Annotated in this window: 19 protein-coding genes and 1 pseudogene; 16 read left to right on the top strand and 4 right to left on the bottom strand. The window is 44.5% G+C overall.

Translation table 11 applies throughout. The features are described 5' to 3' along the window. Positions 1-17 precede the first annotated feature (17 nt). The 8 genes from HQN90_RS31695 to HQN90_RS31660 all read left to right on the top strand — a co-directional run bounded on the left by HQN90_RS31695 (position 18) and on the right by HQN90_RS31660 (position 8,550). Positions 18-1,352 carry an extracellular solute-binding protein gene (locus HQN90_RS31695; RefSeq protein ID WP_173226583.1) on the top strand — a complete coding sequence of 445 codons (1,335 nt, stop codon included), beginning with the start codon at positions 18-20 and terminating at the stop codon, positions 1,350-1,352. A 16-nt stretch (positions 1,353-1,368) separates the two neighbouring features. Next, positions 1,369-2,247 (top strand): carbohydrate ABC transporter permease, encoded by an 879-nt coding sequence (locus HQN90_RS31690; protein WP_173226581.1) that lies wholly within the window; start codon positions 1,369-1,371, stop codon positions 2,245-2,247. Next, complete coding sequence (locus HQN90_RS31685; protein WP_246362938.1) at positions 2,237-3,079, top strand: carbohydrate ABC transporter permease; 843 nt, start codon at positions 2,237-2,239, stop codon at positions 3,077-3,079. The genes HQN90_RS31690 and HQN90_RS31685 overlap by 11 nt, the downstream gene beginning before the upstream one ends. Before the next feature lie 46 nt (positions 3,080-3,125). After that, positions 3,126-4,286 carry a Gfo/Idh/MocA family protein gene (locus tag HQN90_RS31680; RefSeq protein ID WP_246362937.1) on the top strand — a complete coding sequence of 387 codons (1,161 nt, stop codon included), beginning with the start codon at positions 3,126-3,128 and terminating at the stop codon, positions 4,284-4,286. A 22-nt stretch (positions 4,287-4,308) separates the two neighbouring features. After that, entirely contained in the window at positions 4,309-5,163 is an 855-nt protein-coding gene (locus HQN90_RS31675) for a sugar phosphate isomerase/epimerase family protein (RefSeq protein ID WP_173226579.1), read from the top strand. Positions 5,164-5,211: 48 nt separating this feature from the next. Continuing rightward, positions 5,212-6,063 carry a sugar phosphate isomerase/epimerase family protein gene (locus HQN90_RS31670; RefSeq protein WP_173226577.1) on the top strand — a complete coding sequence of 284 codons (852 nt, stop codon included), beginning with the start codon at positions 5,212-5,214 and terminating at the stop codon, positions 6,061-6,063. A gap of 430 nt (positions 6,064-6,493) precedes the next feature. Continuing rightward, positions 6,494-7,939: an FAD-dependent oxidoreductase gene (locus tag HQN90_RS31665; RefSeq protein ID WP_173226574.1), complete on the top strand. Its 1,446-nt coding sequence runs from the start codon at positions 6,494-6,496 to the stop codon at positions 7,937-7,939. A 14-nt stretch (positions 7,940-7,953) separates the two neighbouring features. Continuing rightward, on the top strand, positions 7,954-8,550 hold the full coding sequence (locus HQN90_RS31660; RefSeq protein ID WP_173226572.1) for a TetR/AcrR family transcriptional regulator: 597 nt from the start codon (positions 7,954-7,956) through the stop codon (positions 8,548-8,550). 488 nt (positions 8,551-9,038) lie between these two features. On the opposite strand, the gene HQN90_RS31655 is transcribed toward HQN90_RS31660, so the two are convergent. Then, the gene (locus HQN90_RS31655) at positions 9,039-9,941 is read right to left on the bottom strand and encodes a LysR family transcriptional regulator (RefSeq protein ID WP_173226570.1); all 903 of its coding nucleotides are present in this window, start codon (positions 9,939-9,941) and stop codon (positions 9,039-9,041) included. 167 nt (positions 9,942-10,108) lie between these two features. Here HQN90_RS31655 and HQN90_RS31650 point away from each other — a divergent pair, with 167 nt between their 5' ends. The 6 genes from HQN90_RS31650 (at position 10,109) to HQN90_RS31625 (ending at position 17,045) form a co-directional block, all read left to right on the top strand. Then, positions 10,109-10,576: a DinB family protein gene (locus HQN90_RS31650; protein ID WP_173226568.1), complete on the top strand. Its 468-nt coding sequence runs from the start codon at positions 10,109-10,111 to the stop codon at positions 10,574-10,576. A 241-nt stretch (positions 10,577-10,817) separates the two neighbouring features. Beyond that, entirely contained in the window at positions 10,818-11,639 is an 822-nt protein-coding gene (locus tag HQN90_RS31645) for a helix-turn-helix domain-containing protein (RefSeq protein WP_338042414.1), read from the top strand. Between the two features lie 159 nt (positions 11,640-11,798). Further along, positions 11,799-13,103 carry an NtaA/DmoA family FMN-dependent monooxygenase gene (locus HQN90_RS31640; RefSeq protein ID WP_173226566.1) on the top strand — a complete coding sequence of 435 codons (1,305 nt, stop codon included), beginning with the start codon at positions 11,799-11,801 and terminating at the stop codon, positions 13,101-13,103. A 75-nt stretch (positions 13,104-13,178) separates the two neighbouring features. Continuing rightward, positions 13,179-14,258: an NAD(P)/FAD-dependent oxidoreductase gene (locus tag HQN90_RS31635; protein WP_173226608.1), complete on the top strand. Its 1,080-nt coding sequence runs from the start codon at positions 13,179-13,181 to the stop codon at positions 14,256-14,258. Beyond that, complete coding sequence (locus tag HQN90_RS31630) at positions 14,251-15,264, top strand: ABC transporter substrate-binding protein (protein ID WP_173226564.1); 1,014 nt, start codon at positions 14,251-14,253, stop codon at positions 15,262-15,264. Before HQN90_RS31635 ends, HQN90_RS31630 begins: the two co-directional genes overlap by 8 nt. 302 nt (positions 15,265-15,566) lie before the next feature. Further along, entirely contained in the window at positions 15,567-17,045 is a 1,479-nt protein-coding gene (locus tag HQN90_RS31625; protein ID WP_173226562.1) for an Lsa family ABC-F type ribosomal protection protein, read from the top strand. Positions 17,046-17,137: 92 nt separating this feature from the next. On the opposite strand, the gene HQN90_RS31620 is transcribed toward HQN90_RS31625, so the two are convergent. The 3 genes and pseudogenes from HQN90_RS31620 to HQN90_RS31615 all read right to left on the bottom strand — a co-directional run bounded on the left by HQN90_RS31620 (position 17,138) and on the right by HQN90_RS31615 (position 18,686). After that, positions 17,138-17,806: a beta propeller repeat protein gene (locus HQN90_RS31620; RefSeq protein WP_173226560.1), complete on the bottom strand. Its 669-nt coding sequence runs from the start codon at positions 17,804-17,806 to the stop codon at positions 17,138-17,140. Between the two features lie 239 nt (positions 17,807-18,045). Continuing rightward, positions 18,046-18,230, bottom strand: a pseudogene (locus tag HQN90_RS40055) (IS1182 family transposase); the annotation flags it as partial. Between the two features lie 75 nt (positions 18,231-18,305). After that, on the bottom strand, positions 18,306-18,686 hold the full coding sequence (locus tag HQN90_RS31615; RefSeq protein WP_173226558.1) for a hypothetical protein: 381 nt from the start codon (positions 18,684-18,686) through the stop codon (positions 18,306-18,308). Positions 18,687-18,820: 134 nt separating this feature from the next. On the opposite strand from HQN90_RS31615, the gene HQN90_RS31610 reads away from it, so the two are divergent. Together HQN90_RS31610 and HQN90_RS31605 are read left to right on the top strand one after the other, a co-directional pair. Then, on the top strand, positions 18,821-20,431 hold the full coding sequence (locus tag HQN90_RS31610) for an extracellular solute-binding protein (RefSeq protein WP_173226556.1): 1,611 nt from the start codon (positions 18,821-18,823) through the stop codon (positions 20,429-20,431). 145 nt (positions 20,432-20,576) lie between these two features. Continuing rightward, complete coding sequence (locus HQN90_RS31605) at positions 20,577-21,431, top strand: ABC transporter permease (RefSeq protein WP_173226554.1); 855 nt, start codon at positions 20,577-20,579, stop codon at positions 21,429-21,431. Positions 21,432-21,483: the final 52 nt, after the last annotated feature.

Below are 21,483 nucleotides of genomic sequence, written 5' to 3'. Positions count from 1 at the left end.
ACCAAGGAGGAACCTCAATGGGAAATAAAAGAAAAGTATCCTACGCTGTTGTGTCCATCATGCTTGTGGTCTTGCTAGTGCTGTCTGGTTGCAGCAGCGATACGAAAGATGTTGGCAAGTCAGCTAATGCCGATAAGAATTCATCAAAAATAAAACTAACGTTCGGACACTTTTGGGTCGATGATACGGCCAGCAACAAATTGTTCCGGCAAACACTTGCGGATTTCCGTAAGGAAAATCCCAATATCGAAGTGGAAGAACAAGCCATTCCTCATGATCCGTATCGCGTCAAGATGACGACGCTGGGGGCATCCGGCGAGCTTCCGGATTTATTCGTTGCCAATGGTTCAATGTTGATTGATTATATTCCTAAAGGATTGGTGGGGACTTTCAATGATACTTTGGAAGCGGATTTAAACTGGAAGAACGGATTTTTGCCAAACAGCTTTGACGAATTTACAGAGGGAAGCAAAATCTATGGTGTGCCAACAGCGATGTTCACTGTCCATCTGATCTATTACAACAAAGACATTTTTGACAAAGTAGGAATAAAGTCTTTTCCTAAGACATGGGACGAATACTTGGCCGCAATTGAAACACTGAAGCAAAATAAATATATTCCGATCGCCATGGGGAATAAATCGAATGTTCCCGTCGGTTCTACCTTATTTGGCACTTTGGCCGATCGTATTACCGGAACCGATTGGTTCAAAGCGCAGAAAGAGGGCAAGGCTAAATTCACGGATCCAGAATTCATTCAGGCGCTTACCGTCCTAGATGACCTCAACAAGAAAGGTGCATTCAATCCGGATATTAACAGTATCGACCAGGATCAAGCACATACGCTTTATTACAATAAACAAGCGGCAATGATCGTGGATGGCGCTTGGGCAGTTGGGTCGCTTTCTGAACAAGCCCCGGAAGATGTGAAGAAGTCAACGGTTTTAGCCGTATTGCCTCAAATCCCGGGGGGCAAAGGATCTCCTACTGCAGTAGCTGGAGGCTCAGGCTGGTCATTCGCCTACAATGCTAAATTGGACGGAGCCAAAAAGGAAGCGGCAATGAAGTTGATCAAAAAGCTTTCGGACGAATCGTACGGCAAGCAACAAGTCGAGATCAACGACCAGCCTGCTGTGAAAGTTTCCAATTATGATAAAAGCAAGTTGTCTCCTCTCGGCCAGCAATACAGAGAGTTTATAAGTGACAAGACGTTCACGCCAATTTATGACATTCAATTAGCTCCCGCTCTAGTAGAAGCTATCTACAAGGGGATTCAGGATTTACTGGCTGGGGCCGTGAAACCGGAAGTTTTGGCCAAGAAGATTCAGACGGTTCGCGACTCAATGAAATAACAACAGGGAGGTTTCCATGCTGAATAAAGCATTTCGATTGAATGCAGGACCAGTTCTGCGCTATATGGTTCCTATTTTGATCGTATATATCTTCATTGTCATTGTTCCTTTGGTGATTTCCTTATATTACAGCGTGATGAACTTTAACAATACGAAATTTGTCGGTTTGGACAACTATGTTCATTTAGCGAAAGACCATGATTTTTGGTTATCCTATCGAAATAATATGGTCATCGTATTGTTTTGTGTACTAGGTCAGGTTGGTATTGCCTTTTTCTTATCGGCCTTGTTAAACTCCAAGTTTTTACTGATCCGGAATATACACCGAATTGCGATTTTTTTGCCGGTCGTATTAGCGCCAGTCGTGACTGGTTATATATGGTCATTGATTTATAACTATCGTTTTGGGTTGTTGAACTGGCTGCTGAAATTAGTGGGCTACGCTCCCGTGACTTGGCTTGATAAACCGAATATTGTGCTGTACGCCGTGTCCGTGCCGTTAATCTGGCAATTTATCGGTCTTTACATGATTATCTTTTTGGCCGGCATGCAAAATATTTCCAAGGATATCTTTGAATCTGCCGAAATCGATGGTGCCAACTGGCTGCAAAGGACGTTCCTTATTACACTTCCACTTATGAAAAATACGATAAGGGTAGCCCTCATATTTTGCGTCTCTGGGACGATGAAAGTATTTGATCACATTTATGTGATGACCGGCGGTGGACCTGGCACAAGCTCAATGGTCATGGCGCAATACGCTTATAACAATGCTTTCACTATGGCCAAAATAAACTATGGCAGCGCGATTTCAATTGGCATGCTGATCCTTAGTGGCTGTACGCTGCTTGTAATGTTCAAACTGATGGACGGTGGTAAGAAACATGCTGACTAAGACAAATCCGATGGTATATGTACTGAAAATCCTTATGAATATGACTGTGATCTTATTTTCCCTTACGGCACTATTTCCTATCGTATGGATGCTGTATACGTCCTTAAAAACAAATCAAGAGTTCAGTCTGAGCATTTTGTCTTTGCCGCACCATCCTTCCCTGCAAAATTATTTCAATTCGTTTCGGATCGGAAAAATGAATTACGCCTTATTCAGTAGTTTCTTCAATACGGTCATCACAGTTCCGATCATCGTTATCGTTTCTTTTATTATGGGTTATTTCTTTGCTCGATTCCGGTTTCCAGGTAAAAAACTTTTATATGTCATCTTCCTGTCAGGAATGACAATTCCGCTTCATTCGCTTTTGGTCCCATTATTCGTACAATTCAAATGGATCGGGATGTTGGATAACCGGTTCACGTTGATCCTTCCTTATATTTGTTTTAATTTGCCAATAGCTATATTTTTGTACGATAGTTTCATTCAAGATATAAGTTCAGAGATTGAAGAGGCGGCTTACATGGACGGCAGTTCGTTCGATCATACCTTGTTCAAAGTGATTTTTCCGATCTGTCTTCCTATTACGTCCACCATCACCATATTAAGTGTTTTGTCCACATGGAACGAGTTTTCGTTTGCACTTGTTTTGAATAAGACCAATATTTATTTCACGCTGCCAATTTGGTTAACTTTCTTCAACAACCAATTCACGACAGACTATACGGGGAAAATTACAGGACTTGTGATGGTGTCACTGCCCACGATCTTACTGTACTTATTTTACAGTAATAAGATTATGACAGGTATGACAAGCGGAGCGGTAAAAGGCTGACGTGATTCGGAACGAGGATCATTTCCAAGAGAGAGGAGCTATACCATTGCTTAAACCTAAAGTGAGAATCGGGATGATCGGCTATAAATTTATGGGGAAAGCGCACAGCCATGCTTATCGCGATTTGCCATTCTATTTTGACCCAGAAGCGGAGCCGGTCATGCAGGCAATTGCCGGACGGGATCGTGAAGGCGTTGAAGCAGCGGCAACCAAAATGGGCTGGGCATCTTTCGAAACGGATTGGAGGAAGCTGTTGGAACGCAAAGATATCGATCTGATCGATATCGGAGCACCTAACAACATGCATGTCGAGATTGCTATAGCAGCTGCTGAGGCAGGCAAACATATTTTATGCGAGAAGCCGCTGGCCATGAATGTGGAAGAAGCGCGCAGAATGCGTGATGCCGTGAAGAAAGCGGGCGTCGTGCATATGATTTGCCACAATTACCGTTTTGTCCCTGCGATTCGTTATGCGAAGCAATTAATCGATCAAGGCAAACTGGGACAAATCTATCATTTCCGAACGAATTATTTGCAGGAATGGATTATGGACCCCGCGTTTCCGCTTGTCTGGCGGTTGCGGAAAGAGGCTTGCGGATCAGGGACACATGGCGATCTCATGGCACATTCCATTGATTTGGCCCGGTATCTTGTCGGCGAAATTTCCGAAGTTTCGGGAATGATGGAAACGTTCATCAAACAGCGACCGCTAGGCGAGATGAGTGGCGGATTGCTTGCCAAGACGGAGAGCGATCTTATGGGCACTGTAGACGTAGATGATGCGGTCGCTTTCATGGCCAAATTTGAGAACGGAGCTGTCGGCGTATTCGAAGCAACGCGATTCGGTAAAGGAAACCGCAACAGCAACCGTTTTGAAATCAATGGTTCGAAGGGCTCAATCCGCTGGGACGTGCAGCAAATGAATGAATTGGAATTGTACCTTGAAGAAGATCCACAAGGCATTCAGGGATTTCGTAAAATTTCATGTACAGAAACCGTTCACCCATATAGCGAGGCTTATTGGCCGGCTGGTCATATTATCGGATACGAGCATACGTTTATTAATCTCGCTCATGAATTGATGCGAGGTGTCGCTCATGGAGAGAGTCCGTCGCCCAACTTTGAAGACGGGTATCGCAATCAACTTGTTTTGCAAGCGGTATCCGATTCAGCAGCGTTAAAAAAATGGGTTTCAATCAGTGAATAATGGAAAGAGGAGAGGAATAACGATGAGTGAATTCAAGGGGAAAATAGCTGTCCATGCCATTACATGGGGGCACGATTATTTGCTTGGTTTTGAGGAGGCAGCCAAACTCGGCTATAAAGCGATTGAGCCATGGCCCGCCTTCGTCGAAGAGTTCGAGAACAGGGAGAACGAGTTGATTGAAATTCTCGAGCAATATGGCCTAACGATGACCGGTGTCTACGGAGGAGCTGCCGGAGGCCCCGGCCGACGTTTCCTAGATCCGGACATGAGACAAAGTATTATAGCCTATAATGCGAAACTTGCTCGAATCCTGAGTAAAACAGGCGCTTCTCATATCGTCTTTGGACCTGGAGGACCGCGGAAAGGCCCAACGGACCGCGATCAATTGAAGCAAGCTGCTATCACAATCAATGAAGCTGCGAAGAGGACGCTAGAGTTAGGCGTCAAAGCGTGCATCCACCCGCACCTATGGACGGAGTTACAAGAACAAGACGAACTGGAATATTTGATGGAACTGTTGGACAAAGAAGTATATTTTGCTCCTGATACGGCTCATTTAAGCGGAGCCAATATGGATGTGCCGACGATCATCCGAAAGTACAAAGAGAAAGTCGCGTACATTCACTTGAAAGATTTGACCCCGAAGGAAGCGCGCGTCGAAGATTTCCCCATGCTGCTCGGGAATGAAGCGTTGCCCGTTTTCTGCGAATTGGGGCTTGGGACCGTTGACTTCAAGCCGATCCTCGAAGCCATTAATGAGATAGGTTACGATGGCTGGATGACAGTCGAAATCGATCAATCGACCAGTACACCCTATAACAGTCTTGCCATTTGCAGAGACTTTGTTGAGAAGCAATTAGGCATCCCCGTGCGCTGATGGTTATTGGGGCATCGTTTACATCAATGAAAGGTGGTTAGTGAGGCAATGTTGAAAGGATTAACACAAGCGGGTCTTGTTCCATTCCCTAGTCTGGCCGAGTTTGTCGATCATGCGGCTAAGTACGGATTTGAGGCGATCGATTATGACGCCAAAGAATTGTACAATTGGGTTAAACAAGAAGGAGTCGTACAAATAAAGGCGATCTTAAGTGAACGAAAAGTTGTCATTGGAGCGATCTCGCTACCTGTTGAATGGCAAGCCTCCGAAGATGACTTTAGGTATAGTATAGTCAAGCTGGCTTCTTACGCTGCTACCGCTGCTGACCTGGGATGTACGCGTTGTTGCACGTATATTTTACCTTCAACGGATTATAATCCAGCACATTTCATGGCAGTAGCCACTCGTCGGCTTCGCGCTTGCACTCAAATTTTAAATAGGTTCGGCATTTCTCTCGGAGTTGAATTCGTCGGCCCCCACCATTATCGAACTCGCTGGAAGCATCCGTTCATTTGGACCATTGCAGAGACATTGGATTTCATTGAGGCTATTGGTGAGCCGAATGTGGGGCTGCTCTTTGATTCTTATCATTGGTATACGAATGAAGCGACTATCGAAGATATATTGGCTCTACGTGCAGAGCAAATTGTTCACGTTCATCTCAACGATGCCAGGAATGTACCCATTTCAAAAGTACTAGATAATGATCGACTGTATCCGGGTGAAGGCGTGATCGATTTGGCCGGGTTTTTGAAGGCTCTGCACCAGATTGGGTACCGAGGTGTCGTCGCGCAGGAAGTGTTGACTGTGGAACGGCCAAAAGGACCGAATGAGAATCTGCTGCAGCGTTCAGCAGATGGATTCGCCAAAGTATTTGCTGCTTTAGACATAAGGAAATAATATAATATTTTAAAGCGAATATTGAAACTGTCTGATTAAAGTCTGGCAAAAAAGAGAATAAGACCGGAACTCCAAGGGGAAATGGGGTTCCGGTTTTATTAGGTTATAAGCCTGTAAATTATGTATAAAAATTGCTGTCTTGGGCTAAGAAAACAGAAACTGTTATTCATTCACAGTTCGACATGTATTCCTTTTATTTTCGCTCTTGCGATGATAAGAAGATTGCTTGAGCGTTGGCAGGTTGCTGAGCAGGAGAGGTGGGTTGTGAGATTTTGGGACGAGTCCTGTTAAAAAAAGGGATATAGCTTATTGACGTACGGAAAATAATCATCTATTCTAATATTGACTGATTGAGTCAATCTAAAGTGCGAACACATTTTTTTGAATGAAAGTTGACTGATCAAGTCAATCGAAAAAAGGAGTGAATCATATGAACAACATACAAAAAGTAGGCAAGGCTATCGTGATCGGTGGCAGCATCACAGGTTTAATGACGGCAAGGGTTCTCTCGTCGTATTACGAAGAGGTACTCCTTATCGACAAGGACGAATTTCCGCATCATCCTGAAGATCGGAATGGCACCCCGCATGGCTTTCATCCCCATAGGTTTACACAACGTGGTAAAATGATTACGGAACAGCTTTTCCCAGGTTATGAGGAAGAACTGGTGGCTCTTGGTTCGCCAAGCTCCCTGAATAAAACTGTTCATATGATGAATCAATATGGAACGGTAGCCGGACCTTATCAACGAAACGATATCAAGTTCAGCCGTGCTGTACTGGAATGGGTGATTCGTGGACGTGTAAAGGGGATTCCCAATGTACGACTGCTAGCGAAGCATGATGTTATTGGGCTTCACACAACCCCGAATCATACGGCCGTGACGGGAGTCCAAGTACGTGAACGGGAAACAAGCAAGATGAGCGATTTTTTGGCGGATCTTGTTGTGGATGCCAGCGGCCGCGCCTCCAAACTGGCGCAATGGCTGAAGGAGTTTGGTTATGACGTACCTCGCCCTGATCGGATGAAAGCAGCTATCGGTTACAGTACACGTCGGTATAAGGTGCCCGAGCATCTGAATCACCTGATTGAGAAGTGGGATGTGATCAACATCATGGGCCAACCGGTCAAGGGAACGTTTACGGGTGTCTTTTCTTTTATAGAGAATCAGGTGGCTGAGATGCTGCTGTATCGCCCAGGCGGGCACTATCCACCAACGAATGCGGAAGATTTTGAACAAGGGGTCGCTCAGCTTCCTACTCCTATGATTGCAGAAATCTTGCGTCAGCTTGAACCTATCACCTCGCCTAAGGGTTTTCGCGTACCAGAACTTTACCGTCATCACTATGAGCAAATGGAAAGATGGCCGGACGGATTGTTAGTGTTGGGCGACGCGTTCTGTATCTATGACCCGATTTTTGGTCAAGGGATGACGGTTGCTGCCATAGAAGTGGATTTGCTAAACACCTTGCTGCAGGAGCGGCGGAATAACCCTGAGCCTCATTTCGAGCAAAAGGTGCTCCGCTCGATACAAGAAAAGGCGATTACTCCTGCCTGGTGGTTAAATTGCGCAGCGGATTTGCAGTGGGATGGCGTCGAATATGAGGCAGGCACAGAACCGCTCAAGGGAATTGCTTTTATCAGCAGGTATATGAATTTGGTCCTGAAAGAGGGGACAGCGAATCATAATTTCAAGTTATTTGGCTTGTACTGGGGCGTTAATTCGTTATCATTGCCACTGCATGAGTTGTTGAATCCACAGATGGTCAAGTCGGTGATTGAGGCATCGGGGGAAGGACAGCAACTTCTTGCAGACCTGCTGAAAGAATATGAGCTGCCGTTGGAAGAAGCATTGATTAAACTAATTCCAAGTTAGGAGTGAAAGACGCATTGTCTCCGTTAAATGAAGAACAACAGCATCAGATTCGAGATGAACGCAGGGAGCAAATTATGAGCGCTGCGCTTAAAGTTTTTGCAAGGCGGGGGATTATTGGAACGAAAATGAGCATGATTGCCGCTGAAGCCAAGATTAGTCATGGGCTCCTTTATCATTACTTTGCTTCTAAAGAAGAGCTGTTCACAACACTTGTTGAAAGGGCAATGATGGCATCGGATGAGGCTATGCAAACTGTTTATGAGCTGCCAGGCTCGCCGATCGATAAAATCAAAGCGTTAACGCAAGATATGTTGGATGAAAGTGGTACGGACTACTTTCTGCTGATCCATCAGGCACGAACATCAGATGGAGTGCCTGAAAAGGTGATGGAGTTGATGAAGCATTACTCGATGGACAATTACGTCAAGCAACTGCAGGCGTTATTCCGGAAAGGGCAAGAGGCCGGCCAGCTTGTGGATGGCGATTTGGATGAAATGATTTCATCTTACCTATCGGTCCTCTCCGGTCTGATGGTGCTTAATGTGCAGAAGATTGGCGGCTACCAGCTTCCGAGAGTTGACGTGCTGCTGAGAATGATTGCGCCATTATAACGAAGTGTGGCATGGCAAGTAAGGGCTGTCCCCATAAGTAGATAAACCTACTTGAGGGACAGTTTTTTTATTGGGATTCATCGTTTGCTTCGCGATTACAGGCAGCTCGGATTTGTACATTGTAACCTGACATAAACTGGCCGTTCTGCGTATGATCTTCTTTCATGGCGTATACATGTACCATTCGGATCTATTTCACTGTAGCTATTACAGGTTCCGATAATCTCTTGAGCAGCCTCCTACTTTCGAGCTCTAGCTCCAGTTGCTTTCTCTAAACCTGCAATTATACATCTTTTTTGCTCTTGGAAGAGCCTCGACTAGTAAATTCCTGCGTTTGTGCAGGCTTTTGAGGCTTATTCTGGATGAGCGGCTGAAAAAGATAAAAATGCCTGCACAATTGCAGGCATTTCCACTTTTTAACCGAATTCGCCGGAAATTCCTGTATTTTCGCAGGTTTTTGCACTCGGGTGAACTGATCTTAACCCATCTTATGAAGACTTCGCATGATTGATAGCGGTCTCGATATAGGCTCTCAGAGTCTTGATGAACGTGCGCATGGCGTATCCAACATATCTGTCGCTGCGGTAGATCAGACAAATATCCTGAGAAGGTGTAGGATTTCTTAGGAGTACGACTTTGATGTCTGTATTGTGAAGATTATCCAGCAGCAATCGCGGCAGTACACAGGCGCCAACTCCGCTCTGTACCATTTGAAGGAGGGAGGATAACGTTGTCGTCACGATATGCGGCTGCAGAGTAAACCCGTTGTCCATGCAAAAGTGGTCGATCAGCTTGCGGCACTGATGGTCGGGCGGGAACATAACCAGCTTCAAGGCATTCAGCCTGTTCAGGGGGATGATGTTCTCCGCAGCAAGGGGATCATTCCTGCTTACCGCGAGTGAGAACTCCTCATGAAACAGAGGAATTGACGTAAGCCGTTCATCGGTAACAGGTCCAATGGTTACGCCGACATCGATGCTTCGGTCCAGAACTTGTTCTGTTACTTTCATGGTTTCCAGAAGGGATAGCGAGATGGTGGGATAGCTCTGGTGAAAGTTCAGCAGCAAGGCATTAAACAGGAGATCCGCGTCACCGGGCAAGACACCGATGGAAAGCGATCCCCCTTGCATCTGCCTCAGATCAGCAATGGCATCGCTCGCTTGCTGCAGATGCCCGAACACGGCAGCCCCATGTTCATGAAGAATCGCTCCGGCTTCTGTAAGGACAATTGTTTTGCCCGCACGATCAAACAACAGAACGCCTAATTCTTCTTCCAATCTCCTTATCTGCTGGCTGATGTTGGGGGCGCTGACGCCCATTTTTTCGGCTGCTCTCGTGAAGTGAAGCTCTTCACAAATCGCCATAAAATACTGTAGTTGTTTTAACTCCATAGCTCACACCTGCTTTCAAATGTATCGCTCCATCTTCTATTTCTATCCATAATAATCGTTAACTTATACTTAACGTTTCGGTAATCCCTACTGCATTGATGGAACGTTCCATGAAACCTATACTAAGAACATATCAAGCGCTTCTCATTACAAAGGAGGAATTCAACATGTCTGAAATGATTATCAACACGGCACAAACCGTACGTCAAGTGGTACTGCAGCAGGTACAGGCTATCCAAGAGGAACTGTTCGACATTAAAATGGCAGGTTTCAACAATACCATCCGTTGGAATGTCGGCCATATGATTTATTGGATGGATAAGTATTCTACGCTAAGCTTCGGATCTCCTTCGGCCATACCAGGCTCGTATGATACGCTGTTCAACTCTGGAACAAAGCCTTTGGACTGGACGTTTGCTCCACCCTCGAAGGAAGAGTTGGTTGAGATGTTAACGGCGCAGCTTTCGCGCTTATCTGAGCTGACGCCTGAAATGCTGGGCGAGAAGCTTTCAATTCCGTATGCTTTGGGACCGTTCCAATTCAACAAGGCCGGGGAGTTGTTCAACTTCGCTCTGATTCATGAAGCGATTCACCTTGGAACGATATCGAGCCAGCTAAAGGTCCTATCGCGTTAACTAATGAAAAGCAAGAGTCCTTTCATAGATACTACCATGAACGGAAATCTTATGCCTTTAAAAAGCCGCGGAAAGATCGAAGTAGTTATATGTCTTGCCCTCATCCACGCACCAGAAGCTGTCGAGAGCTCTCGACAGCTTCTTTGGATATTGACAAGCAAAATCAATGACGGTATGGTATGGAAATCATTCTGGTTTTGGTTTAATGGCCATTTTGGAACAGAGATGGAGGGGAAGGCACATGATGCCTGATGTGGAGAGATTAGCGGAGAGATTTGCTAATGATTCCTATCATATCGACAATATTTATCGGTTGGTCATTCAGCCTAAAAGTGTACATCGTCCTTTCAGAACTTTAAAGTATGGCTTTCTTTTTATCATCCGCGGCTCCGTCAGAATAAGTGTAAATGATACGATCTACGAATTGCGGCGAGGAGAAGTATTTCATGCGGCTCCTGACATGCACATGGAAGCCAAGGTTATAAGTGAGTCCGAGTTGGAGTATTACTCCGTCTTTTATAGCTTAGGCAAAATGTCTGTAGAGGACAGCAATCATGAGTGCAATTCTCACTTCAAGCTTGAGGTTGAAACCATTCCCAAAGTTATCGAATTGTTGACAATGCTTCATCAGAATGCAGATACACCAGGGGGAATAGGAAAGCTTCGTGTGAAAGAAATATTTTTGAGCATCATGCATCAAGTGCTGGCTGGACACAAGCATCGAGTGAATACCAATTCTGCGAATAAAGAAGTGATAGAGGAAGCAATTTCATATATTAAAAGAAATTACATGAATCTGCTGACACTTGAAGAGTTGGCAGCCATACATGCTATGAATACCAAACGCTTCTCCTACTACTTTTATAAATATACGGGTTACCGTCCTATCGACTTTGTGATTCAGTACCGAATGGAAAGGGCCAGTGAGCTGCTTAAAATCGGTAATTTTCCTATCAGCGACATTGCGGTTAGTGTCGGTTACGCGAATCCGCTCTATTTCAGCAGGGCATTTAAAAAGAAATTTGGCGTGTCTCCCTCTGCTTACATCGGCAATGACGATTGAGTGCAGGTTATGTGAGTTTTACTTAACAGATCGCTGGATTTAATAATTGTGCATGTCGGATTAGTTATCTATGTATTCCCTTACGGAGGAACCCTTGCTAAACTATTAGATGAGAATGATTATCGTTATTATTGATAGTTGAAAGGATGTTAGCAACCAGTGAATACAGACAGGCAACTATGCATCGGGTTTTCTTTATCGGCAACTTGGATGAAAGGGCACAGCTGGCGGGCCCAGGATAGCGGTGTGGAGAAGCTTGAGTCCATTGATTATTATATCCACTTGGCCAAATTGGCAGAGAAGGCGAAGCTCGATTTTCTGTTCCGCGCGGATTATCTCTATGTTAGCCCGCAAATGTTGGGCGATTCTGCTAACTTTGGAAGTCCTGATCCTACCGTCATGTTTGCGGCAATTGCTTGCGCGACAGAACGGATTGGACTGGTAACGACAGTTTCCACGACTTTTAATCCACCGTATGTGGCAGCCAGACAGCTTCAGTCTTTGCACTGGCTTAGCAACGGACGTGCGGGTTGGAACATTGTAACATCGATTGAAGGAGCGGAAAATTTTGGTGATTCACCTATGCCTTCTCCACAAGTGAGATATGCCAAAGCAAAGGAATTTACTCACGTCATGCAAAAGCTTTGGGCGAGTTTCCCGCATGAGGCGATCCTAGTTGACCGTGAGTTAGGCAAATTTTCCGATTCTGATCAAGTTGCCTCCATCGATCATTCAGGTGAATTTTTCCGCGTTAAGGGGCCGCTCACGCTGCCTGCCCATAAATCAGGAACGATTCCTTTATTTCAAGCAGGCGCATCGGACATTGGACGTGATTTCGCATCTTCAGTTGCCGATGCTATTTTTGCGGCGATGCCGGATGTGGAGTCAGGGATAGAATTGCGGAGCGATCTGAGGAGAAGAGCGGAGCAGCATGGGCGTCATCCGAGCACCATGAAAGTTTTGCCGGGATTATATTTTTTCTTGGCTGATACGGGCGAGGAAGCTCAAGCATTATTTGAGCTGGCGAATGCACACTTTAGTATCGCACGCAGACATGCCGCACTCAAATCCGTTATGGGCCTTGATTTAAGTGAATATGAATTGAATGATCGCGTGACTGCCGCTATGCTTCCTGACCCGAATCAGCCAGTCCGCAGCCGAACGCATGCCGACCTGCTTCGGAGATATATTGCCAACTATGAACCCACGGTAGCTGAGGTTTTGGCAAGACCGGAGGTCTTAGGATCTGCGCACTGGGTTTCGGTTGGAACGGTAGAGGATGTACTGGACGATATTATACAACGGTTCGAAGCAGGCGCTATTGACGGTTTTATAGCTCTTCCAGGGGGATCAGAACAATCGATGGTATTATTTTTTGAAAAGCTGGTGCCTCAACTGGTTGAACGAGGTTTGTTCCGAAGCGAATATACAGGCTCTACGCTGAGGGAGCATTTAGGTATTTAGCATCGAACAAGGTACCAAAAAAATAAGAGCAACCTCGGATCAAGAGCTGCTCCTAGCCTACAAGGAGAATATATGATGCATGATAAGGAATTGTTTGATGTCACGATTGTTGGCGGCGGCCCTGCGGGATTGTTCGCTGCATTCTATAGCGGTTTGCGAGAAATGAAAACGAAAATCATTGAGTTCCAACCTCATCTAGGCGGTAAAGTGCACGTATACCCAGAGAAAATGATTTGGGATGTGGGGGGATTGAGGCCTGTTCCTGGCTCGCAGCTAATCGAACAATTGATTGCTCAAGGGCTGACGTTCCAGCCGGAGGTTGTTCTCGGGGAAAAGGTAACGTCTATATCCAAAGTAGAAGACCGCTTGGTTCTGCATAGCGCCTCAGGCCGAGAGCATCATTCCAAAACTGTCATTTTGACGATTGGCGGCGGTATCCTCAAACCGATCAAACTGGATATAGAAGGCGCGGAGCGTTTTGAGATTACGAATTTGCATTATACCGTAAAAGCGCTTTCTCATTTTAAAGGGAAGACGGTGCTCATATCTGGCGGTGGTAATTCAGCGGTTGACTGGGCAAATGAACTGGAGCCGATTGCTAAAAGAGTGTATTTAACGTATCGAAAGGATACATTAAAAGGTCATGAAGCTGAAATATCGCGCCTTGAGAATAGCTCTGTCGTATGTTTGTTAAACACGTCCATCGAGAAACTGATTGCTGCGGGTGATCATCAAACCATTGATACCGTGATTCTGAAGAGTAGTGAGGATGCAGTGACGTTCGAGCTGGAGGTGGACGAGGTGATTATCAATCACGGCTATGAACGCGACAGAGATTTGCTGGCCAACAGCGAGGTGGCCATCGAGTTGAAGGATCACTGGATTGCAGGCTCTTCTATGAGCGAGACATCGGTGTCTGGACTTTATGCAGCGGGGGATATTTTACACCATGAAGGGAAGCTGCATTTGATTGCGGGAGCATTCCAAGATGCGGCGAATGCCGTAAATAAAGCCAAGCAATATATTTCGCCGGAGGCCAATCCGCACGGAATGATATCTTCGCATAATGACGTTTTCACGCAAAAAAACCGAGATCTGATGAAACACTTGTACGCCAAAACTGGAGAGCATGCCGAAGGAGAGCAATATGAATAGATGGTTTGGTCTGATTGTTGCGCTTATCCTGCTGATGGGAATATTAGCCGGTTGTTCCGGTTCTGGAACTTCCGTAGGGAATACGTCTTCCACGAACGCTGTAAATGTGCGCGAAGGCGAGCAGTCGAAGGGAGCAAGTGCGCTTGAAGCGGGGGACGGATGGCCAAGAACGATAACGGATGCGACCAACCACAACGTGGTGCTTAAGGAACGTCCGAAGCGCATAGCGGTGCTCCATCCGTTGTATCTGGACTATTTTTTCGCGCTCGACACACCTCCGATCGCTTCGGGAAGCGCAGCGAAATCGATGAAGGAGTTCGCTACGCTGCAGCCTTATGTCGGAAAAGCGGAGATAGTGGACTTGGGCGCAGGAAAAGACTTGAATATGGAAGCCATCATCGATTCCATGCCGGATGTGATTGTTACCTTTAAAGGCCATATCGATGAGACGAATTACGATAAGTTAAGTAAAATCGCTCCTGTCATCCAAATCGACTACAGCGATAAATGGGAAAATGCGACAATGATTTGTGCCCGAATTATCGGCAAAGAGGACAAGGCAGAGCAGTTGATCAAGGAAACTCAAGAAATTATTAAGAAAACCAAAGATCGGTTGGGCGGCCTGGAAAATAAAAACTTCGCCTTGCTGAGGGTTGATAGTAAATCCAATTTTACCGCTCAGGGGACAAAAAACACGACATATTATAACGAAACGACGGGCTTTGGGCTGATGAAACCCGTTCGATATCCGGAAGATAGCGCCATCCTTTCTCTGGAGGCTTTGTCGGAGATGAATCCTGATTACATAATTATCCAGCACACGCTTGACGTGGCCAAGGAGGCAATTCGAGAAAAGCAAGGCTCGGCTGTGTGGAACGGATTGAAAGCCGTGAAGAACAATCATGTCCTCTTGTTCGATAATTCTCTCAATACGGGCAGCGTCCTGGCTATTCGTCTAGCTGCTGACAATTTCTTGAAATTGGCGGAGCTGAAAGAGATGGCTTAGCATAGAAATTGGAAAAAAGAGCTTTGCATTCTTGATAATTAATTATTAGGATGCTATAATGCTCATAAATTAATGACTGGAGTTGAAAGAATAATGTAGGATTTCTTGCTAACGATAAAACAGCAAAAGCGAAGCAATATTTTCGCATGTTTTATTTTGTATGCAAGAAAGTTTACATTATCTTTCACTCAAACGATATCTTTATTTAACTCCGTGCAGGGGTTGATTAACTGTATGTATTTGAGCTACAAGAATGTAACTTTCTTGTAGCTTTTATTTTTTTCATACAGGAGGATAATGTTATGTCATTAATCAATGTTACAAACCTGACGTTTGCCTATGAAGGAACGTATGATCATATTTTTGAACATGTCAATTTCCAAATCGATTCCGATTGGAAGTTGGGGTTTACCGGAAGAAACGGTAGAGGCAAGACAACATTTCTCCATTTGTTGCTTGGTAAATATGAATACAGTGGAACTATTTCTGCAAATGTCAGTTTTGAATATTTCCCGTTCCCAGTAGAAAATAAAGAAAATAATACGCTTGATGTCATCAATGACATTTTTCCAGACTATGTTCACTGGCAATTAATGCGTGAGCTTTCGTTATTAAAGGTTTCTGAGGATGTTTTGTATCGGCCATTTGATTCCTTGTCTAGCGGAGAGCAGACGAAAGTTTTACTGGCTACTTTATTTATTAAGGAAAATAGTTTTCTGTTAATTGATGAACCAACCAATCATCTTGACATGCATGCAAGAAAACTGGTCAGTGATTATCTCAAGTCCAAAAGCGGATTTATTCTGGTATCTCACGACAGATCTTTTCTTGATAACTGTGTCGATCACATCCTTTCTATCAATAAGACTAACATCGAAATACAAAAAGGAAATTTTTCGAGTTGGTGGGAAAATAAAACAAGGCAAGATAACTTTGAGCTTGCCGAGAACGAAAAACTTAGAAAAGACATTAATCGGTTGTCAAATTCGGCTAAGCGGACGGGCAACTGGTCACACGAAGTGGAAAAAACAAAAAACGGAACAAGAAATTCCGGTTCTAAGGTAGACAAAGGATATATTGGCCACAAAGCTGCTAAAATGATGAAACGCTCTAAAGCGATTGAACAAAGACAGCATTCTGCTATTCATGAAAAGTCTAAACTCCTTAAAAATATCGAGAGCTCAGACAGCTTAGAGATTTCACAGCTTGCTTTTCATAAAAACCAACTTGTTGAACTGGATCGTGTTTCTATTTCTTACGGTGAGAAGATCGTTTGTGCAGGTGTGAGTTTTACGATTGAACAAGGTGACCGAATTGCTCTTTCCGGTAAAAACGGCTCAGGAAAATCAAGCATCATCAAACTTATTTGTGGTGAGGATATGAACTATACAGGCACCTTCAGGAAAGACAGCCAGTTGAGAATCTCCTACGTCTCGCAGGACACATCCCATCTTCAAGGCAATTTATCTGACTATGCGGCAGACTGCGGGATTGATGAAAGCCTGTTTAAATCGATATTAAGAAAACTTGGTTTTTCCAGAAGTCAATTTGAAAAGGATATTGCCTCATTTAGTGGAGGGCAAAAGAAAAAAGTATTGATTGCAAAAAGTCTTAGTGAGCATGTTCATTTGCACATTTGGGATGAGCCGCTTAATTTTATTGATATTATTTCCCGGATGCAGATTGAAGAGCTGCTGCTTGAATACTCGCCAACCATTCTTTTTGTCGAGCATGATAGGGAATTTTGTGAAAATGTAGCAACAAAAACCATTGAACTGTAGTAAGGTTTAATCAAATGGGCAGGGAGATCATTCGGACGTTGGACGATGTCTCCCTGAACATTGTGCATGGCGAATTTGCAGCAATCATGGGGCTATCGGGGTAATAAAATTCTAGAGTGGGAGCTTGAAGCAACCAGTTCGTTGTTGCCGTAAGTAATAGCGCTTAGACTTAAGTCCGGTGGTAGCAATTTTCTATCCCATACGTGTCCGTCTTCGGAGTATATAAATGATCGCATGCCAGCAAGAAAGAATTGACCGTGTGCATATGTCATATCACTGATATGGTCTTTTACTCGTAATATAGCTCTCCAATTTGATCCATTCGTTGAAGTCCATAAAACACTACCTAAATCATCTCTTCCCCCTGCTGCGATAAATTGACCATTACCGTATGCGACTGTACTGAGGTAACCTCCGCCAGATTTTTCAGGAATCGTAACTCTGGTCCAAGATATTCCATCTGACGAAAAGGATGCTTCGTAGGGACCTACCGCGACAAACAAACCATTACCATAGCAAACACTCCAATGACGATAACTACTGTGTTTTTCCCATATTAATCCATCCGTTGAACGCAGGACTCCATCTAATCCTCCAGAACCTACAGCTATAAATATGCCATTACCATAGGTGACACTTTGCAAATGATTCTTAATTTCTAAGTCTATTTTTGACCAATTAACACCATCCAATGAGGTTATTATTTCTTGATATCCTACAGCAACAAAACGCCCATTTCCGTATGTGATACCATTAAGCATTCGAGTTTTTTCTCTAGAGTCTGTCAAATGATAGGTCCATGTTTCTCCGGTAATTCTACCCAACTTCCTTCAACATAACCAGATGGTTCCAAGTAACTCAGCGAGTATTTGAAATAAACAAAGACAACTGGAAGAATTAAAATGATGACTAGTGTTAGTGAAGAAGTATATCATTGGCGGAAGCAAGGATGGCAGATGGATCTATGTGTTTACGCCGTATAAATTAGGATGACGTCATGCTGTGCAGCAGCGCATGTCCATGTATCTTGCTCGGCGTAATAGGTCCAGTTGTCGATTTTGCTCATATCTTTTTGCCATGCCTAGCTTCGGTTTCATTTCGCTCTAAATAATTGTAATTTTCTTCGCCTCCGTAGCTTGCATCAGCAATGAGACAGCGCGTATCTGTAGGCCGCTGGTGTACACTGATCCAAGGATGTCCCCAGTCATTTCTATGAAGAAACGTCAGGATCAAATTCCTGCAAATGTGCATCTTTTTTGCTCAGAATCTACCTATAGCACCTGAATTCCTGCGAATATGCATCTTTTGAAGGGTTTTTTCTAGTTTTAGGAAAAATAATCTATAAATTCCTGCATAATTGCAGGCTTTTTCATTTTTTAAGCGATTTTGTTGAAAAAGCCTGCACTTTTGCAGTTTTACTCTGATAACACTGGCGTAATTCCAGTGGAATTTGCCAACAGGGTTGGGCTTGCAGTTGAATAGGCTATTGCAGTTGCAGTTAGGTTTAGGCGTACCAATAGGAGCCTCTAAAAAAGAAAAGGCTGCCTCGCAGTCATTTTCGACTTTAGAGACAGCCTCTTTTTGCTTTTGTTCGTGATAGATTCGACTGGAAGCAGTGACGGTGTTGGAGATATATTCCATGCCATTATCGTCATGTATTTTGAATAAACACATAATTCTGACTAAAAACACATGTAAATTTATTGTAAGTGCCCATATAATGAAAACTATCATGGGCCCATGATAGTAATGAGTTGAGAGAGGGGTTACTTCATTTGAAAACAGATACGTATAACTCCCGTTTTCTTCGCAAACGGAGCACTACCACGATGGTCGGCGCTGTTATGGCTGTTGTCCTATTGGCTGGATGCAGCAATGCCACCAAAGAAGCAGCGCCAACTACATCTTCGAGTGCACCCGCATCGGCGCCCATTCATATTCTTCTGTCCCATTCCGAATTTGCCTATGCCAAACAAGCGAAACAAGACGACATCTACAAGAAAGAACTGAACCGATTGTCTGGTTTCAATGTCAATTATGATTTTTTGGGACATAGTGATTATGCCCAGCAGTTATCGCTTCGGTTTGCTTCAGGTGATCTTGCCGATTTGATTCGGACGGACAGCGTAGTTTCTACCATGCACAGCGGCGCGGTCGACCAAGGCGTTTTTCTCGAACTCGGCCCGCTCATTGATAAATATGCGCCAACGTTAAAAAAGAAAATACCCCCGGAATTCTGGAAAAGTCCCCGTATTTCCAAGGACGGCAAAATTTATGGCATCCCCGTTACCCGCGGTGTGCCTGCCGACCGTTCCATCTTTATCCGTCAGGATTGGCTTGATAAGCTGAAGATGGATGCCCCTAAGACACTTGATGATTACTTGGCTTTTTTTGAAGCGGTCAAAAAAGAAGATATGAACGGGAACGGCGATCCTAATGATGAATACGGCTTAGGCATGTTCAATAATATTGTTTGGACGGATATTTTCACTCCGGCTTTCGGTGTTCATACGAACAAATGGAGCTTCAAGAATGGGCAGCTTGTTCCTGATATTATAGATCCAAGAATGAAGGAAGCGATCGCTTTCTACAAAAAGCTGTACGACAAAGGCTATATCAACCCGAATTTGTTTGTCAAAAAGGAAGATGAACAAAATGCTTCGATTGCCAAAGGGGAAGTTGGCGTATGGGGAGCTGCTGTTTATCAATATTTGGCTGGCTATGGCAAGGATAATGCGCCCAAAACGTTTCTTAATCAACCGAATGCCTCTGTCAGCATGATTGCACCTCCACAAGGCCCGCACGGCGATAAAGGGATGGCACTGCAATCAGATGAGATTTATTTCGTATGGGTGATACCAGCCAAAACAAAAAATCCGGAAAACATCATTAAGTTTCTGGAATGGGCTTACAGCAGTCCAGAAGCGGATCAATTTTTTGCCTATGGCATAAAAGGGCAAAACTACACCGAAGAAAACGGACAGATCAAATACGATATTAACCAACCGGCTAATGCAGACAAAAATGCCTTCCAAATGTATCAGGTTTCGCTTAACCCTCGTGAAATCGGATTCGCAGCGCCGCTTGTGCTTAAAGCTCTGCCGGAATCGGACAAAATTACCAAAGGATATGCGACTTCCAAAGAGAGCTTAATCCCGAATGAAGCTAAATATATGCCTCGATTGGAATCGCTAGCCAGTCATCCCGAGTTAAATATTGGCGCAGCGCAAGGAACGCTTTTCCTAGACATGTTCGCCAAGGTGCTTACAGGTCGTGAGCCGCTTGACGCAGCGTTTGACAACTTCGTTGCTGATTGGAAAAAACGAGGCGGCGATGCGGCCATTAAAGAAGCGACAGATTGGTATAACAAATTTAACAACAAATAAATGCACCCATCTTAAGCGCGGATCGAGTGCAGGTCTGACTTCGAACTGACCGAACTTGCGTGCTCGATCCGCACAAATTTGAATAAAGGGGGAGAACGCCCTGTTTGCACATGTCCGATTCAAAGAATCCTGGGTGCTCATTCTTATGGCAATCCCCGGCTTAGCCTACTTTTTCATTTTCAAATATATCCCTCTTGCTGGCAACGTGATTGCCTTCCAGAACTATAATTTATTCCAAGGGCTATTCCACAGCAAGTGGGTGGGGCTGGATCATTTTCTTACGTTGTTTCGTTACGATGATTTCTGGATTATTATGCGCAACTCCTTGAAACTGGGCCTTTATTCCATCTTTTTTGGTTTCCCGGCACCACTGCTTTTAGCCCTGTTGTTGAATGAACTGCGGGCGATGTGGTTGAAACGTCCGCTTCAGACGATGTTGTATTTGCCTCATTTTCTCTCTTGGGTCATCGTCGGTGGAATCTTTTCCAACCTCCTTGAGGCTAAAGGCTGGATGAATCAAATGCTTCATCACATTGGTATCGGGCCCTTCGATTTTCTAAGCAATTCGGCATCGTTTCTTGGAACGATTATCTCCATTAGCATTTGGAAGGAAATCGGATGGGGAACCATCATCTATTTGGCGGCGCTAGCCGGAATCAACCCGAGCTTATATGAAGCGGCTACTGTAGACGGCGCCAGTCGGATTCGGCAAATATGGTCGATTACGCTGCCATCGCTTATGCCGGCTATTATTGTTCTGCTGCTGCTTAGAGTGGGAAATTTGCTGGATGCAAACATTGAACAAATGCTGATGTTCCTAAACCCGCTTGTGCGGGATGTCGGGGAAGTCTTTGATACGTATATTTATAGAGTTGGCCTATTGGACAGCCAATATAGCTATTCCACGGCAATTGGTGTATTTAAATCCGTTATCGGATTAATTTTGTTAACCTTGGTGAATACCTTGAGCAAGAAAACGACAGGTGAAAGTGTATATTAGACTAAACAGGAGGGGATTGATCTGAGAAGCGCTCGTTCCTTTCAATGGTTTT

The organism is Paenibacillus alba, assembly GCF_013204855.1.
GTDB classification, from domain to species: domain Bacteria; phylum Bacillota; class Bacilli; order Paenibacillales; family NBRC-103111; genus Paenibacillus_E; species Paenibacillus_E alba.
The sequence above is the reverse complement of the archived record's forward strand: the minus strand, read 5'-3'. Positions and strand labels throughout refer to the sequence as shown.

What these genes read in the sequence shown, in the direction of transcription:
- HQN90_RS31615 (WP_173226558.1), bottom strand. Translation starts at nt 18,686, where the DNA reads ATGGAATATATCTCCAACACCGTCACTGCTTCCAGTCGAATCTATCAC.
- HQN90_RS31695 (WP_173226583.1), top strand. Translation starts at nt 18, where the DNA reads ATGGGAAATAAAAGAAAAGTATCCTACGCTGTTGTGTCCATCATGCTT.
- HQN90_RS31665 (WP_173226574.1), top strand. Translation starts at nt 6,494, where the DNA reads ATGAACAACATACAAAAAGTAGGCAAGGCTATCGTGATCGGTGGCAGC.
- HQN90_RS31630 (WP_173226564.1), top strand. Translation starts at nt 14,251, where the DNA reads ATGAATAGATGGTTTGGTCTGATTGTTGCGCTTATCCTGCTGATGGGA.
- HQN90_RS31670 (WP_173226577.1), top strand. Translation starts at nt 5,212, where the DNA reads ATGTTGAAAGGATTAACACAAGCGGGTCTTGTTCCATTCCCTAGTCTG.
- HQN90_RS31645 (WP_338042414.1), top strand. Translation starts at nt 10,818, where the DNA reads ATGATGCCTGATGTGGAGAGATTAGCGGAGAGATTTGCTAATGATTCC.
- HQN90_RS31635 (WP_173226608.1), top strand. Translation starts at nt 13,179, where the DNA reads ATGCATGATAAGGAATTGTTTGATGTCACGATTGTTGGCGGCGGCCCT.
- HQN90_RS31625 (WP_173226562.1), top strand. Translation starts at nt 15,567, where the DNA reads ATGTCATTAATCAATGTTACAAACCTGACGTTTGCCTATGAAGGAACG.
- HQN90_RS31685 (WP_246362938.1), top strand. Translation starts at nt 2,237, where the DNA reads ATGCTGACTAAGACAAATCCGATGGTATATGTACTGAAAATCCTTATG.
- HQN90_RS31655 (WP_173226570.1), bottom strand. Translation starts at nt 9,941, where the DNA reads ATGGAGTTAAAACAACTACAGTATTTTATGGCGATTTGTGAAGAGCTT.
- HQN90_RS31620 (WP_173226560.1), bottom strand. Translation starts at nt 17,806, where the DNA reads ATGCTTAATGGTATCACATACGGAAATGGGCGTTTTGTTGCTGTAGGA.
- HQN90_RS31650 (WP_173226568.1), top strand. Translation starts at nt 10,109, where the DNA reads ATGTCTGAAATGATTATCAACACGGCACAAACCGTACGTCAAGTGGTA.
- HQN90_RS31690 (WP_173226581.1), top strand. Translation starts at nt 1,369, where the DNA reads ATGCTGAATAAAGCATTTCGATTGAATGCAGGACCAGTTCTGCGCTAT.
- HQN90_RS31675 (WP_173226579.1), top strand. Translation starts at nt 4,309, where the DNA reads ATGAGTGAATTCAAGGGGAAAATAGCTGTCCATGCCATTACATGGGGG.
- HQN90_RS31605 (WP_173226554.1), top strand. Translation starts at nt 20,577, where the DNA reads ATGGCAATCCCCGGCTTAGCCTACTTTTTCATTTTCAAATATATCCCT.